This window comes from Phyllobacterium sp. OV277 (assembly GCF_900104355.1).
GTDB lineage: Bacteria > Pseudomonadota > Alphaproteobacteria > Rhizobiales > Rhizobiaceae > Phyllobacterium.
In genome coordinates, this window is sequence record NZ_FNIY01000002.1 from 438,889 (window position 1) to 454,287 (window position 15,399).

The 15,399-nt window shown below is 55.8% G+C and carries 12 protein-coding genes and 1 pseudogene; 6 read left to right on the forward strand and 7 right to left on the reverse strand.

Features of this window, described 5'->3' with window-relative positions:
• The first annotated feature begins 448 nt into the window (after positions 1–448).
• Positions 449–2,224, forward strand: a complete 1,776-nt coding sequence (locus BLU05_RS08080; RefSeq protein WP_348271759.1) for a long-chain fatty acid--CoA ligase — start codon at positions 449–451, stop codon at positions 2,222–2,224.
• A 56-nt stretch (positions 2,225–2,280) separates the two neighbouring features.
• Here the strand turns inward: BLU05_RS08080 and BLU05_RS08085 are convergent.
• The 5 genes and pseudogenes from BLU05_RS08085 to BLU05_RS08105 all read right to left on the reverse strand — a co-directional run.
• Positions 2,281–2,412, reverse strand: a pseudogene (locus BLU05_RS08085) (VOC family protein); the annotation flags it as partial.
• Positions 2,413–2,534: 122 nt separating this feature from the next.
• Positions 2,535–3,269, reverse strand: a complete 735-nt coding sequence (locus tag BLU05_RS08090) for an HAD family hydrolase (RefSeq protein ID WP_091879127.1) — start codon at positions 3,267–3,269, stop codon at positions 2,535–2,537.
• Positions 3,269–4,327 carry a M14 family metallopeptidase gene (locus tag BLU05_RS08095; protein WP_091879128.1) on the reverse strand — a complete coding sequence of 353 codons (1,059 nt, stop codon included), beginning with the start codon at positions 4,325–4,327 and terminating at the stop codon, positions 3,269–3,271. The genes BLU05_RS08090 and BLU05_RS08095 overlap by 1 nt, the downstream gene beginning before the upstream one ends.
• 80 nt (positions 4,328–4,407) lie before the next feature.
• Entirely contained in the window at positions 4,408–6,060 is a 1,653-nt protein-coding gene (pgi, locus tag BLU05_RS08100) for a glucose-6-phosphate isomerase (RefSeq protein ID WP_091879130.1), read from the reverse strand.
• A 167-nt stretch (positions 6,061–6,227) separates the two neighbouring features.
• Positions 6,228–6,494, reverse strand: coding sequence for a hypothetical protein (locus tag BLU05_RS08105; protein ID WP_091879131.1), 267 nt, complete (start codon positions 6,492–6,494; stop codon positions 6,228–6,230).
• Between the two features lie 261 nt (positions 6,495–6,755).
• Here BLU05_RS08105 and BLU05_RS08110 point away from each other — a divergent pair, with 261 nt between their 5' ends.
• From BLU05_RS08110 to preA, 4 genes are all read left to right on the forward strand, one after another.
• A complete protein-coding gene (locus tag BLU05_RS08110) occupies positions 6,756–7,199 on the forward strand; it encodes a CoxG family protein (protein WP_091879133.1) in 444 nt (147 codons plus the stop codon).
• Between the two features lie 124 nt (positions 7,200–7,323).
• Complete coding sequence (locus tag BLU05_RS08115) at positions 7,324–8,937, forward strand: GMC family oxidoreductase (protein ID WP_091879134.1); 1,614 nt, start codon at positions 7,324–7,326, stop codon at positions 8,935–8,937.
• 226 nt (positions 8,938–9,163) lie between these two features.
• Entirely contained in the window at positions 9,164–10,621 is a 1,458-nt protein-coding gene (locus BLU05_RS08120; protein WP_091879136.1) for an NAD(P)-dependent oxidoreductase, read from the forward strand.
• A 13-nt stretch (positions 10,622–10,634) separates the two neighbouring features.
• Entirely contained in the window at positions 10,635–11,945 is a 1,311-nt protein-coding gene (gene preA / locus BLU05_RS08125; protein ID WP_091880163.1) for an NAD-dependent dihydropyrimidine dehydrogenase subunit PreA, read from the forward strand.
• A 214-nt stretch (positions 11,946–12,159) separates the two neighbouring features.
• Here preA and BLU05_RS08130 read toward each other — a convergent pair whose 3' ends face one another.
• Together BLU05_RS08130 and rutR are read right to left on the reverse strand one after the other, a co-directional pair.
• Complete coding sequence (locus BLU05_RS08130; RefSeq protein ID WP_091879137.1) at positions 12,160–12,897, reverse strand: acetoacetate decarboxylase; 738 nt, start codon at positions 12,895–12,897, stop codon at positions 12,160–12,162.
• Positions 12,898–13,190: 293 nt separating this feature from the next.
• Positions 13,191–13,844 carry an HTH-type transcriptional regulator RutR gene (rutR, locus tag BLU05_RS08135; protein ID WP_091879139.1) on the reverse strand — a complete coding sequence of 218 codons (654 nt, stop codon included), beginning with the start codon at positions 13,842–13,844 and terminating at the stop codon, positions 13,191–13,193.
• A gap of 210 nt (positions 13,845–14,054) precedes the next feature.
• Here rutR and BLU05_RS08140 point away from each other — a divergent pair, with 210 nt between their 5' ends.
• On the forward strand, positions 14,055–15,386 hold the full coding sequence (locus BLU05_RS08140; protein ID WP_091879140.1) for an omega-aminotransferase AptA: 1,332 nt from the start codon (positions 14,055–14,057) through the stop codon (positions 15,384–15,386).
• Positions 15,387–15,399: the final 13 nt, after the last annotated feature.

The following is a 15,399-nucleotide window of genomic DNA, read 5'->3' on the forward strand; positions in this document are numbered from 1 at the left end:
GCCCGCACCGAAGCCACGAGCAGCCGCTGAGCCAGTGGCAAAAGCTGCATCTGCCAAACCTGCCGCCATAAAGAAAGCCACAAAGGCAACCGCACCTGCTATCAGCGAAGTCAAACCTGCGGCGAAGGCAACAGCCAAGGCAAAGAGCACAGGGCCTGCAAAGGTGACCGCGAAGGCGGCGACCAAAGCAGCATCGGCACCAAGCTCCGCACCCGTCGCAACAACAAAGCCGGCTGCACAGAAAGCACCTGCAAAGAAGACACCGGCACCTGCGGCATTGAAAGCTGCTGCGCCAGTTGCACAGGAAGCCAAACCTGCCGCAAAATCCAAACCTGTCACAAAATCCAAGGCTGCACCAAAGACTGCAACCGAGGCAAAGAGCGCAGAACCTGCAAAGGTGACCGCGAAAGCCTCGGCTAAAGCAGCACCGGCACCAAGCCCGACACCTGTGGCAGTAACAAAGCCTGCCGCGAAGAAAACAGCGATAAAGGCCAAAACTGCTGCACCCGCCGCTGCCAAGGCTGCGCCCGCAAAAGCCGCATCTCTGGCAAAAATGCCCGCGCCGAAATTATGGGTCAAATCCTATCCTGATGGCGTTCCCGCCGAGATCGGACCGCTGCCTTACGAGAATATCAACGAACTCTTCGCGGCAGCCTATAAGAAGTACGCCAACCGGCCAGCCTTCACATGCATGGGCAAAGCCATGTCCTATGCGGAAATGGATCGTCATTCCCGCGATCTGGGCGCGTGGCTGCAGTCACGCGGACTGGTCAAGGGTGATCGCGTTGCCGTTATGATGCCGAACATCCTGCAATACCCGGTGGCCATTGCGGCGATCCTGCGTGCGGGCCTGACGGTCGTCAACATCAACCCGCTTTATACGCCGCGCGAGCTTGAGCACCAGTTGAAAGACAGTGGCGCCAAGGCCATTATCATTCTGGAAAACTTTGCGATAACGCTGCAAAAAGTTCTGACGGCAACGCCGATCAAGCATGTTGTCGTGGCAACCATGGGCGACATGCTGGGTCTCAAGGGCCACATCGTCAATCTGGTGGTGCGCCGCGTCAAAAAGATGGTGCCAGCCTGGACCCTGCCCGGCCATACACCTTTCAAGACAGCCCTTTCGCAGGGCGCAGGCCTTACGCTGAAGCCGGTCGAAATCAAAAGCAACGATGTTGCCTTCCTGCAATATACTGGCGGTACGACAGGTGTGTCCAAGGGCGCTGTCCTGATGCACAGCAACATTGTGGCCAATGTCACGCAGATGCGCTTTTGGGTTGAGGTCGGTTTCAAAAAGAAGGGTCGCCCTGATAATCTGACCTTCATTTGCGCACTGCCGCTCTATCATATTTTCGGCCTCACCGTGAATGCGATGATCAGCATGGAGCTTGGCGGCAACAATATCCTGATCCCCAATCCGCGTGACATTCCCGCCTTCGTCAAGGAATTGCAGAAGGTGCCGATCCACGTCTTCCCCGGTCTCAACACGTTGTTCAACGGCCTTCTCAACAATGAGGATTTCCGCAAGCTGAATTTCACGGGTCTTGTCCTGTCGCTGGGCGGCGGTATGGCCGTGCAAAGGCCGGTTGCGGATCGCTGGTATGAAGTGACCGGCAACCTGATCACGGAAGGTTTCGGTCTTTCCGAAACCTCGCCTGTTGCCTCGGCCAACCGGCTGGATGCGACGGAATTCTCCGGCACGATCGGTACACCGCTTCCGTCCACGGATTTCTCCATTCGCGACGATGATGGCAAGGAATTGCCACTGCTGGAAGTCGGGGAAATCTGTATTCGCGGACCTCAGGTCATGGCCGGCTACTGGAACCGTCCGGATGAAACAGCCAAGGTGATGACATCGGACGGCTTCTTCCGTTCCGGCGATATGGGCTATATGGATGAACGCGGCTACACCAAGATTGTTGACCGCAAGAAGGACATGATCCTGGTCTCCGGTTTCAACGTCTATCCGAATGAAATCGAAGAAGTGGCCATGGAACACCCCGGCGTGCGCGAAGCGGCGGCGATTGGTGTTCCCAACGAGCATTCCGGCGAAGTGGTCAAACTCTTCATCGTGCGCAAAGATCCGCTGTTGACCGAAGATGCGATCAAGGCGTTCTGTGCCGAGCGACTAACCAACTATAAGCGTCCCCGAACCATTGAGTTCCGTGATGAACTGCCGAAAAGCAATGTCGGCAAAATCCTGCGGCGCGAGTTGCGCGGCTGACAAACACCAGAAAGCCGCCCCGTGCGGCTTTCTTCTTTTTTAATGTATCCCGATTTTTAAATGGGTTGCCCGACATCAATCCGGTTGCCGTCAAGGCCCTCGAAAACAAAGGCCCGTAAACCATAGTCCTTGTCCTTGAAGCCCTTGATGATACGCAATCCCTGCGCCTGACAGATCGCATGCAATGCTAATCGCCAACTTTACAGATCACAAAGGATGCAGAACCTGACTCCCTTGCATCACCCCTCTCCCTCATGGTGAGCTTGTCGAACCACGCACCACGGGCATCAACTTGTCACATCAATCAGAACTATTGTGATTTAGCCCGCCCAGCCAGAAAATCCGGGAGATCGGCAATCGAACCCAGTATGACATCGCTTAACGAAGCAAGATCATCAAGCGTGCTGTTGCCGGAGAGCACACCCACGGCAAGCCCTGCACCGGCGGCGTGGGCCATTTCCAGATCGTGCCCATTGTCACCGACCATGGCGATGGCACTGGCCGGAAACCCCGTCTTTGCTGCAAACAGCTCCAACTGGTCAGCATGGGGTTTTGCTCGCGCCACGGAATCATAACCAATGATGACCGAAAAGAGAGAGGTCAGCCCCAAGGCTTCGGCGGTTGCGCGTGCGCCGGCCTCGGAATCATTCGTGGCGATGCCAAGGACAAAACCCTGCGCGGCCAACCGTTCCAGCGTCTCACGCAATCCGTCAATGCCTACAGCGCGGCGCGATCCCTCACGCACCGCATATTCATCATAGGCACGAATGCGCTCGCGCTTTTCTTCGAGCGTCAATTCGGGGTGCCAGAGATCGACAATGTCGTTGATCGTTCCGGCAGCCACAACAGAGCCACCACGGAAACGCTCCATCTCCCAGTCATAGCCACCAGCTTCAACAAGGGCGCGCGCACGACCCTCGTCCCCGCCTGCGGCCTTGTGGGCGAGTTCCATGGTGATGCCGAACCATGTGCGATTGAAATCAACCAGCGTGCCGTCCTTGTCGAATAGGATGGCGCGGATTTCCGAAGGTTGAGCGCGGGCCATCAGGCTTCCAGTGACCCGGGCCGCGCCTGTTCGGAACGCTTGGCGCCCAGCAGCTTGAGGAGATCATCGCCCCGGCGTGTGTACCTATGGCTGCGGCGCGTGAGGATGCGGCCTGCCTGCGGTGCTATCAGCGTGATATCGCCCGAAGGATCGCCCGGAACTGTGACAATCGTGACCAGTTTTGCGCCTGCCTCGACTTCATCGCCGATATCAACATGAAACAGGATCATACCACCCTGCGGCGCGCGGATCATTTCAACGTTCTCGAGTGGCGTGACCGGCCCCTTGAAATCGACAATCAGCTTGACGGCAGGATCAGTGACCACACCGCGATGCACGAGGAAACGATAAAGGCCTTCCGCATCGGCTTTGCCGGTAGTGATATCGACATCGCTCAACCCGCGAAACTCAACAGTCGTAACAGCGCGACGTTTTACGTCGCGCTTGGCTTCCGGCAGTTGCAGAACCGGATGGGCGCATGCTTCTTCAAAGGCGGCATCGGCAGTGCTGTTCCATGACAGAATAGCTGTTGAGCCCAGCGCCGCAGCGAGATCATACATCTCGGGCAGGAAAGCCTGATGGATATAGAGATAATTCTCGCTCTCATCATCGCAGTGCAGGTCGAGCACGATTTCATGGGGTAGCGCCAGACGCAGCAATTGTGCCTTCAACCGTTCCGCCAGAGATTTCGGGCCATCAATGGGAACAAGCCTTGAAGTATCGAACGTATCGAGCAGCGGGAATGAACGATTGAAATTGACGCTGGAAAAGAATTCAAACCGGCCTAGATGTTGATGCGACTGCCACTGCGCCGATCCAACCGGATTGGCCTGCGGCACCACTGTGATATCGCCTGATATCCGACCTTCCCTGTCAGCTTTTTCCAGCATGGGAATGAGAAAATGCAAGGCAGCCTGGCCGGGCAGTTCGGAGCCATGGAGGGAGGATTGCAGATAGGCGCTGACCGCCTTTTCATCCTTGCCCGCAAAACGCAGCACGCGCAGTTCAATATGGTTGCCCGGCACATCGCCAGCCAGCTGAATAGTCTCGGTTTTCATCAATGCTTTCCCGGTTCCTCAAATCCGGCCCTGGAGCAAAGGCCGGAAACCCATTCTGTTTGTTATTGGGCCATTATAGCCTATTTGGCGCGGCGTTTTCGCAAGTGCGCGACAAGACCTTGCGTGGACGCGTCCTTGTCCTTTGGCTTGACCTCGCCGGAGACGATCGGGAGAAGTTCCGTCGCCAGTTCCTTGCCCAACTCAACACCCCATTGGTCAAAAGCATTGATGCCGAAAAGCTGCGCCTCGACAAACACCCGGTGTTCGTAGAGTGCAATCAGGCGGCCAAGCGCAAAAGGATCGAGCTTGTCGTAGACGATGGTGATCGATGGACGATTGCCGGTGAAAACGCGGTGCGGTGCAATCCGTTTCACTTCGGACTTCGGCAGATTTTTCGCAGCAAGCTGCGCCTTGGCCTCGTCAAGCGTGCGGCCTTTCATCAAGGCTTCCGACTGGGCAAGGCAATTGGCAAGCAGCATCTCGTGCTGATTGTCCAGATGCGGTTCATGCCCCTTCGCCGCGACAATAAACTCCAGCGGGATCGTGTCTGTGCCCTGATGCAGGAGCTGGAAGAAAGCATGTTGGCCATTGGTGCCGGGCTCGCCCCAGACGACAGGACCAGTTGGCCCGGAGACAGGCTTGCCATCAACGGTGACGCCCTTGCCATTCGATTCCATATCGAGTTGTTGCAAGTAAGCGGGCAGACGGGCCAGACGCTGATCGTAGGGAATAACGGCGCGGCTGGTATAGCCGGAGATGGCACGATGCCAGTAGCCCACCAGACCGAGCATCATCGGCAGATTTTTATGAAGTGCAGCTTTACGGAAATGTTCGTCCATTGAATGGGCGCCGTCGAGGAAACGGCCAAAATTTTCAGGCCCGATAGCAATCATCAGAGGCAGACCAATGGCCGACCAGATGGAATAGCGGCCGCCAACCCAATCCCAGAAACCAAAGATCCGGTCTTCTGGAATACCAAAGGCGTCGACCTTGTCGAGTGCGGTCGAAACCGCTGCAAAATGCTGGCCAACGGCCTTCTCGCCCAATGCATCGGCGATCCATTTGCGCGCTGCCTTGGCATTGGTCATGGTTTCAATGGTGGTAAATGTCTTCGAGGCCACGATAATCAGCGTTGTCGCCGGGTCAAGGTCTTTCAACGTATCAGCGATATGTGCGCCATCAACATTGGAGACGAAGTGCGTCTTCGGGCCATCATGATAGGGTGACAGCGCAAGCGTTGCCATGGCCGGCCCAAGATCGGAACCGCCAATACCAATATTGATCACGTCAGTAATCGGCTTGTTCTTGGAACCTTTGATCGCTCCCGAGCGCAGACCATCCGCATAGGCACCCATGCGCTTGAGCACATCATTCACGCCGGGCATAACATCCACACCATCAACCTTCACAGGCTTGTTGGAGCGGTTGCGCAGCGCTGTGTGCAGAACGGCCCGGCCTTCCGTATTGTTGATTGGTTCGCCGGCAAACATTGCATCGCGCCGGGCTTCGACATTGGCAACTTTTGCCAGATCGCCAAGAAGAGACAATGTCTTGTCATTGACGAGACATTTCGACCAGTCGAGAAGAAGATCATCAAGATGAAGCGAATAGCGGTCGAAGCGTTTGGGATCTTCTGCAAAGGTCGCACGCATATTTTTCGGTGCGCCGCTTTTGAAATGTGCTTTCAATGCCTGAACGGAACCACGCAGGTCGTTCGCTTTCACCTTCGCCATATCTCTCTCCTGAAGTCACGCCTTGAACCTGTCGGGCAGGAACCTGCCATCGGAATCATTTTGTTTCAATCGGTCAAAAGCAGAATCTCTTCCGATTTAACGTCAGGCCGATTTAACATCAGGAGTGTGCGCCGCAAATCCGGGCGGAACTGCGGCGCAAAAGTCTATCAGCCCTTGATGGCTGTCAGAACTTCATCATACGCCTTGCAGGCGTCTTTCAGATCGGTCTGGCCCTGATACTTGGTCGCCAGTTCCTGCATCTTGGTAACAATTCCCTGTGCCTTGGATGGGTCCTTGGTAACGACCTGCTGTACGGCAGCGGTGATTTCACCGGCCTTTTTGGTCAGCTCTTCCTGGGTGCAGGTAGGGGCTTTCGAGCAACCAACGAGAGCGACAGCCAGCAGCGAAATGCCGGCGACCATTTTCAATTTCATTTGCAGTCTCCCTTGATGAGATGAGTGAAGTAGAGAAGTGAAACACTTCTCCGATATTGCCCTGTGATGCGTCATCCCTACGGAATCACAAAGTCTTAACCCTGTTATTACACTGCCTCTGTTCGGTCCAGAGCCATCATCGCCAGTATCATGATGTTTTGTGACAGGATTTAATACATTGGCAAAAATATTGAACTTTATAAATTGTGGACAGGCTGAGTCGTCTATTTTAGCCTTCTCTTTGCAAAGAGGATTTGAAATATGGACATAACAGGCGAAGAGCGCATCGCTGCACCACGCGATGCAGTCTGGAAAGCATTGAATGATCCGGACATCCTGAAAGCCTGTATTCCCGGCTTCGAGAGGCTTGAATGGATTTCAGATACGGAACTTGAAGCGACAGTCGTCGTGAAACTCAGCCTCATAAAAGCGCGCTTCAGCGGCAGGATTGAACTCAGCAATCTCAATCCCCCGCACTCATACACCATCACCGCCGAGGGCAAGGGCGGTATTGCCGGATTTGCCAAAGGCGCAGCAGATGTCAACCTGATCGAGGAAGGCAACGAGACTGTGCTTGTCTATAAGGTTCATGCCGATGTGAGTGGCAGAATTGCCCAAATCGGCGGCCGACTGGTATCGTCCTGGGCCACAAAACTTGCCGCCCGGTTTTTCGAAAGCCTTGGTCAGATTGCCGCCAGCACCTGAGGCCTTCTAGAAATCGACCGGCCTGTCGCATTTTCCATAAGCCATGGCGGAATGACGTTTGGGTCTGATGCAATGAAGCCGGATATCCTGCCCGCAGATAAAGATTGCATTCAGGCTGGAATTCATGCGCGCATTTGATTTCATCATTGTTGGTTCAGGCTCAGCCGGATCGGTTGTTGCCGAGCGCCTGTCCGCCAGCGGCCGTCATTCTGTGCTTGTGCTGGAAGCAGGCGGTTCGGACCGGCGGTTTTTCGTGCAGATGCCGCTTGGTTATGGCAAAACCTTTTATGACAAATCCGTCAACTGGATGTACCGCGCCGAATCCGATCCGGGACTTGGCGGCAATGCTGATTACTGGCCGCGCGGCAAGGTACTCGGCGGATCAAGCTCGATCAACGCCATGGTCTATGTGCGTGGTGCAAGGGAAGATTTCGACGAATGGCGCGACCGGGGCAATCCCGGCTGGGGCCATGATGACCTGCTCCCCCTATTCCGGGCGCTGGAAGATCATGACGGACCAGCGAAAAGCCTTGGCCACGGCGGCCCCGTTCATGTCACCGACTGCTCGGGCCTGTTTCATCCGCTTGCCAACCAAATTCTGAAAGCCGCACAGGAGGCGGGCCTGCCCTATAATGCTGATTTTAATGGCGCTACACAGGAAGGCACAGGACCGTTTCAGCTGACCACCAAGAACGGGCGGCGCATGTCCGCCGCGCGGGCTTTCCTGCGCCCGGCGATGAAGCGCGCCAATGTGACTGTACTCACAGGCGCAATGGTGCAGCGTGTCACTTTCGAGGGCAAGCGTGCCACCGGCGTCACGTTTGTCCGCAATGGCCAAACCGAGACAGTCAACGCGGGGCGCGAAGTCATTCTGTGCGGGGGTTCCGTCAACTCACCACAGCTGCTTGAACTATCGGGTATTGGCGATGCAACGCGATTGCAGCAACTCGGCATCCCCGTCGTACAAGCCAATAGTCAGGTCGGAGAAAACCTGCAGGATCATCTAGGCATCAATTACACCTACCGCGCCAATGTCGCCTCACTTAATCAGGTGCTGCGGCCATGGTGGGGGAAGATGCTGGTCGGCATCGAATATCTGTTGCTGCGAACAGGGCCGCTATCGATCAGCATGAATCAGGGCGGGGGCTTTTTTCGCACCGATCCATCCCGCTCACGCCCAAACATGCAGCTTTATTTTCAAGCGTTCTCAACAGTGCGCCCCAAGGAGGGCGAGCGGCCAATCCTGACACCTGATCCGTGGCCGGGCTTTTCCATTGGTCTGTCCAATTGCCGTCCGACCAGCGTCGGCTCCATCCATATTCGCTCTGGCAATCCGCTTGAAGCACCGAGAATTGTGCCGAATGCTTTTTCAACCGAGCATGATGTGGCTGAGATGCTCGATGCGGTCAAATTCCTGCGAAAGATTGCAGGCACACCAACCCTGTCAAAACTGATTGTCGAGGAATTGCTGCCGGGTCCGGATTGCCGGAGCGATGAGGATCTTATCGCTGACTTCCGCAAACGCAGCGGTACGGTCTATCATCCCGTTTCCACCTGCCGCATGGGGCCAGACCCCGCTCAGTCGGTGGTCGATCCGCGCTTGCGCGTTCACGGCGTCGAGGGTCTGCGCGTTATCGATTGTTCGATTTTTCCCAACATCATATCCGGCAACACCAATGCCGCTGCCATGATGGTGGGTGCCAAGGGCGCAAGCCTTGTTCTGGAAGAACGTGCATAAATTTCATTTCGTTCAATAGCCCCGTTCAATCCTTCCTTCGCGAGCGCCAGAGGATGGAACACATCTTTTTTGCATTTTCTTGACCGTTTGATAAAAAATTTGACCTTTTGTGAAAATCTGGCATTCTTTCCCTCAACAGGCGCCGGACATACCGGCCCACCACCAAATTGCAGGCGCTTCCCAAGGGAACGGGACGCCGCAATTTCAGAAATGGAGAGGCGATTTCATGGGATCGATTGATTCTGGAATCCGTGATGTGAGGGCCGGGCGGCTTGAGTCTGAGGCCTACACCGATGTTTTTTCCGATCTGCATCCGGCACTGACACGGCATGAGGCCTTTGTTGAGTCCGACCGCTGCTACTTCTGCTACGATGCGCCATGCATGAATGCCTGTCCCACGGGCATCGACATTCCGCTGTTCATTCGCCAGATTGCCGCTGACAATCCTACCGGTTCGGCAAAGACCATTCTCGCAGAAAACATTCTGGGCGGCATGTGCGCCCGTGTCTGCCCGACGGAAACTCTGTGCGAACAGGCCTGCGTGCGCGAAACGGCTGAAGGCAAGCCGGTCAAGATCGGGCTCCTGCAACGCTATGCCACCGATCACCTGATGGAAAAAGGCCAGCACCCATTCAAACGGGCTGAACCGACAGGCAAAAGCGTCGCCGTTGTCGGTGCTGGTCCTGCCGGATTATCCGCCGCGCACCGCCTTGCCAAGCACGGGCACAATGTCACGATCTTCGAGGCGCGGCCCAAGGCTGGCGGTCTCAATGAATATGGTATCGCCGCCTATAAGAGCGTCGATAACTTCGCCCAGCAGGAACTCGATTTCATTCTGGAAATCGGCGGAATCACCATCGAGAATGATAAGGCGCTTGGCCGCGATATCAGTATCGACGCGCTGAAAGCGGGTTTTGATGCGGTGTTCCTCGGCATGGGCTTGCCGGGTGTTAATGAACTTGGCCTTGAAGGGGAAGACGCCGCAGGCTGCATCGATGCGGTTGATTACATCTCCGTGCTGCGCCAGAGCGAAGACCTGTCGCAAATATCCGTCGGGCGCGACGTTGTCGTCATTGGTGGTGGCATGACCGCCATCGACGTAGCCGTCCAGACGAAACTGCTTGGTGCGGAGAATGTCATCATCGCCTACCGGCGCGGGCCGGAAAGCATGAATGCCAGCCCTTATGAACAGGAACTGGCGCTGAAAACCGGCGTCATCATCCGTCATTGGTTGCAGCCGCGCGCGCTTACCCGCAACGCGGCAGGCGAAGTCTGCGGTATCACGCTTGACTATACGGCCATGGTCGATGGCAGGCTTGCCGGGACAGGCGAGAGCATCACGCTTGCCAGTGACCAGATTTTCAAAGCCATCGGCCAGACGCCAGCGGAGAGCATTCTAGCTGAATCCGGCTTGGCTTTGGCGAAGGGACGCATCAGCGTCGATGATGATCGCCGTACATCCGTTCCCGGCATATGGGCGGGCGGTGACTGCATTGCCGGTGGTCAGGATTTGACCGTGGCAGCGGTTCAGGATGGCAAGCTTGCCGCTGAATCAATCCATCGCTCCTTGACGCAGCAACCGGAGAAAATCAGCGGTTTTGTTGAAGCCGTCATGGCCGAGAATCCGGATGGCACGTCAGCTGCGGCCCAGCATCCCACCCATTCAAACCACATTGCTGGTTGAAGGAGATATCGACATGGCTGATCTTTCATCGAATTTCCTCGGCATCAAATCCCCTAACCCCTTCTGGCTGGCTTCTGCACCGCCAACGGATAAGGCCTACAATGTCGAGCGCGCCTTCAAGGCGGGCTGGGGCGGAGTAGTCTGGAAGACATTGGGGGAAGAGGGCCCACCTGTCGTCAACGTCAACGGTCCACGCTATGGCGCAATCCACGGCCCTGACCGGCGGTTGCTTGGCCTGAACAATATCGAGCTTATCACCGACCGTCCGCTGGAAGTGAACTTGCGGGAAATGACCGAGGTGAAGAAGAAGTGGCCCGACCGGGCGCTGATTGCCTCTATCATGGTGCCCTGCGAGGAGAATGCCTGGAAAGCCATTCTGCCCTTGGTTGAGGCTACCGGTGCTGACGGTATCGAGCTTAACTTCGGCTGCCCGCACGGCATGTCCGAGCGCGGCATGGGTGCCGCTGTCGGTCAGGTACCTGAATATATCGAAATGGTTGTCCGCTGGTGCAAGCAGTATACGCGTATGCCTGTCATCACCAAGCTGACGCCGAATATCGCCGATATTCGCAAGCCAGCACGGGCGGCAAAAGCTGGCGGTACGGACGCCGTGTCACTGATCAACACCATCAACTCCATTGTATCTGTTGATCTTGATACATTTGCACCTAATCCGTCGATTGATGGCCGCGGTTCACATGGCGGCTATTGCGGCCCGGCGGTCAAGCCAATCGCGCTGAACATGGTGGCGGAAATTGCGCGTGATGCGGAAACCCGCGGCCTGCCGATTTCGGGCATTGGCGGCATCACCACATGGCGCGATGCGGCTGAATTCATCGCGCTCGGTTGCGGCAATGTGCAGGTCTGCACTGCCGCCATGACCTACGGCTTCAAGGTCGTGCAGGAGATGATCGACGGATTGTCCGATTGGATGGATTCACGCGGGTTCAGCTCCATCGAAGACTTCCGTGGTTTGGCCGTGCCGAATGTTTCGGACTGGCAATATCTCAACCTCAACTACATCACCAAGGCGCAGATCGATCAGGACCTCTGCATCAAATGCGGTCGTTGTCACATCGCCTGTGAGGACACATCACATCAGGCCATCACAGCGATGGTTGATGGTGCGCGGCATTTCGAGGTGATTGATGAGGAATGCGTTGGCTGTAATCTGTGCGTCAATGTCTGCCCGGTTGATAACTGCATCACCATGGTGCCGATGACGTCGGGCGTTGATCCGCGCACCAAGACACCAATCCAGCCTGATTACGCCAACTGGACGACACACCCGAACAATCCGATGGCCAAGGCGGCAGCGGAATAACAAACTCAAAACCCGCCCTTCGAGGCGGGTTTTTGTGAGTTGTTTGGTTCGTGGTGCGTGGTTCGACAAGCTCACCATGAGGGAGAGTGTGGATGCAACGCTAATCGCAAACGTTGCAGAATAAAGCTCCCCTCACCCTGAGCCCGTCGAAGGGCCTCATGGTGAGCTTGTCGAACCACGAACCACACACCTCGATTTGCACAACCAACAGTGGCTATTCAGTCATATAGTCGTGCACCACTTCCCCAAGTCCCAATGTCAGATCAGCAATGAAATGCGAAGCTGACAGAACTTCCAGAACCGGCAGACGCGAGACATCAGCCATGACATGCGCATGGAGTTCCAGCGCGGCAGGGGCAGTCCATGCGCCCTTCAGATCAATATCCTGCAGGTGATACTGAACCAGTTCGCAGATGCGTGCCGTGCCGTCCACATGCGGAATAATCTTGATGAGATAATTCGGCAGCAATAGCGATTTCAGCACGGCATCATGATCGGCCGCTTTGTGCTTGTAGCCCATGGTGCCGGTGGCACAGAGGACACTGCCATAGTGCAGGGTACCAAGGATGGTCTCGCCCTCATGGGTGATTTTCGGGCTGGCCAGTTTCTTCGGAAAGCCCCAGATTTCGCGCCCGCCCGCAATCGGGGCGTCATCGTCGAGATACATGGAATGAACATAGACGCCATCCTTGCCGTTGAAGCGGACCGGGATGACCTGACCGGACTCGGTATAGTCACCAAAACCAGTGGAGTCGGGCATGCGGATGAACTCGAATTTGACGACCGGTTCCGTGATCTCAAGCGGTTCCGGCACGACAGCCCTCAGTGCTTCCGGATCGGTGCGATAGGTGATGACCACATATTCGCGGTTGATGAAGCGATAGGGTCCCGGCGGATAGGACGGGTTGGTAAGCGGCATGGCATAGGCGGAACGAACATCGGATATTTTCACGGGTTATCTCCGGATATCAGGGGCGGCCTTGCTGACAAGACAGGCGCTACAACCAATATTGCAGCGCGATGTGACAATAGTGCAATGCACAATTTCTGTCTGTCAATTTGCTGTGAAATCATGTGATTGGTGATTTGCATTAACATTGTGCGCCCTTCGACAGGCTCAGGATGAGGGATATGGGTGGGTTGCAGGGAGCTATATTCTGCAACGTTTCCGATTAGCTTTGCAGCCACTCCTCTGCCTCATCCTGAGCCTGTCGAAGGGCGCACAATGTTAATGCAAATCACCAATCACAGCCTAGGGCGAATGCCATTGAGAATAATGCTTAAAACCGCCTGCGCTGTCTGCTCGCGGAAACCCGGACGGCCAACCTGATTGCCCATAATGGCGCGGACCTGCACGTCGAAATCCGCATAGTGCTGGGTGGTGGCCCAGATCATGAAAATAAGGTGATAGGGATCAACCGGTGCAAGCTTGCCCTCGCCCACCCAGCGGCGGATAACCGCCGCCTTGTCATCCACCAGCGGCTTCAGATGTTTGCTCAGAAATTCGCTGATAGCCGGTGCGCCATGCAGCACTTCATTGGCAAAAAGCCGTGATGCCTCCGGGTGGCTTTCCGACATGCGGATTTTCACCGTAATGTATTTGCGCAATTGCTCGATCGGATCGCCCTCGGGATCAATCTCTGCAAGCGGTGCAAGCCATTCCTCCAGCGTCTCCTCCAGCAGCGTCACATAGATATTCTGCTTGCGTGGAAAATAGTAGAGCAGGTTCGGCTTGGACATCCCCGCCTTGTCAGCGATCTGATCAATGGTGGTGCCGCGAAAACCATAGGTGGAAAAAACATCAAGGGCGGCGTCAAGGATGAGACGGCGGTTGATTTCCTGAATCCGCGTTGTCTTTTCCGGCGCTTCGCTGGTCTTTTTCTTCGTTGCCCTTGCCATGCTCCTCACCCCTTCTTGGTACTGGACACAACGGCTTTTTCGTCGCATCCCGGAACCACCCTTATTTCCCATAAAGCGCTTGACCGGCTTCCTATGCTCTTCTAGCCTGCATTTTGACCAACTAGTCAAGTTTTTGATTGCACCACAGGTTCAATCATTCGGGAACACAAAACAAGCGGCAATGTCCGCAAATCAGGAGGCGTACGTCACATGTCGAAATCGGCATTGGGATTGGGCACCAACAATCTCGAGGCGTTCTGGATGCCGTTTTCGGCAAACAGGCAATTCAAGCAAAATCCGCGTCTTCTGGTCAGTGCCAAGGACATGCATTTCAAGTCAGCCGATGGCCGCGAAATCCTCGATGGAACCGCCGGTCTGTGGTGCTGCAATGCCGGTCACTCACGCCCGAAGATTGTCGAAGCTGTGCAGAAGCAGGTTGCCGAACTCGACTATGCGCCCGCCTTCCAGATGGGCCATCCCAAAGTCTTCGAACTGGCCGCACGCCTCGCCGCCATGCTGCCCTCGCCAATTGATCATGTATTCTTCACCAATTCAGGTTCGGAATCGGTCGATACGGCACTCAAGATCGCCCTCGCCTATCACCGCGCCAAAGGCAATGGCACCAAGACAAAACTGATCGGACGCGAGCGCGGTTATCACGGCGTCGGTTTCGGTGGTATTTCCGTTGGCGGCATTTCCGGCAACCGCAAGGCGTTCGGCAATGCACTTGGCGGGGTCGATCACATCCGCCACACGCACGACCTTGCACGCAACGCCTTTACCCGCGGCGAACCTGAGTATGGCGCGGAATTTGCCGATGATCTGGAAAAGGTCATCGCTCTGCATGACGCCTCGAACATTGCCGCTGTCATCGTTGAGCCGGTCGCAGGATCAACAGGCGTTCTCATCCCGCCAAAGGGTTATCTGAAGCGCCTGCGTGAAATCTGCACCAAGAATGATATCCTGCTGATCTTCGATGAAGTCATCACCGGTTTTGGCCGTCTTGGTACGCCGTTTGCCGTTGACTATTTCGGCGTGGTTCCCGATCTCATCACCACGGCCAAAGGCATCACCAGCGGCGTGATTCCGATGGGCGCAGTCTTTGCTTCCAAGCAAATCTACGATGCTTTCATGACTGCTCCTGAGAACACCATCGAGCTGTTCCATGGCTATACCTATTCCGGGCACCCGGTCGCCTGTGCGGCGGCACTGGCAACACTCGACACCTATGAGGAAGAGGGCTTGCTCACTCGCGCAGCCGAGCTTTCGGATTACTGGGCAGATGCGCTGCATGCCTTGAAGGGTTTGCCGCACGTCATCGATATCCGCAATCTTGGTCTGATCGGCGCGATCGAACTGGAACCTATTCCCGGTGCGCCGACAAAACGCGCCTTCCAGGCATTCCTTGACGCCTATGAGAAGGGCGTTCTCATCCGCACGACAGGCGATATCATTGCGCTGTCGCCACCACTGATCATCACCAAGGGCCAGATCGAACATCTCTTCGATACATTGGCCGATGTTCTCAAGAACCTCGCATAATCGAAAGGCTGTC

Coding starts and splice junctions, on each gene's coding strand:
- preA (WP_091880163.1), top strand. CDS start 10,635: ATGGCTGATCTTTCATCGAATTTCCTCGGCATCAAATCCCCTAACCCC.
- BLU05_RS08140 (WP_091879140.1), top strand. CDS start 14,055: ATGTCGAAATCGGCATTGGGATTGGGCACCAACAATCTCGAGGCGTTC.
- pgi (WP_091879130.1), bottom strand. CDS start 6,060: ATGGCGAAGGTGAAAGCGAACGACCTGCGTGGTTCCGTTCAGGCATTG.
- rutR (WP_091879139.1), bottom strand. CDS start 13,844: ATGGCAAGGGCAACGAAGAAAAAGACCAGCGAAGCGCCGGAAAAGACA.
- BLU05_RS08120 (WP_091879136.1), top strand. CDS start 9,164: ATGGGATCGATTGATTCTGGAATCCGTGATGTGAGGGCCGGGCGGCTT.
- BLU05_RS08105 (WP_091879131.1), bottom strand. CDS start 6,494: ATGAAATTGAAAATGGTCGCCGGCATTTCGCTGCTGGCTGTCGCTCTC.
- BLU05_RS08095 (WP_091879128.1), bottom strand. CDS start 4,327: ATGAAAACCGAGACTATTCAGCTGGCTGGCGATGTGCCGGGCAACCAT.
- BLU05_RS08115 (WP_091879134.1), top strand. CDS start 7,324: ATGCGCGCATTTGATTTCATCATTGTTGGTTCAGGCTCAGCCGGATCG.
- BLU05_RS08090 (WP_091879127.1), bottom strand. CDS start 3,269: ATGGCCCGCGCTCAACCTTCGGAAATCCGCGCCATCCTATTCGACAAG.
- BLU05_RS08110 (WP_091879133.1), top strand. CDS start 6,756: ATGGACATAACAGGCGAAGAGCGCATCGCTGCACCACGCGATGCAGTC.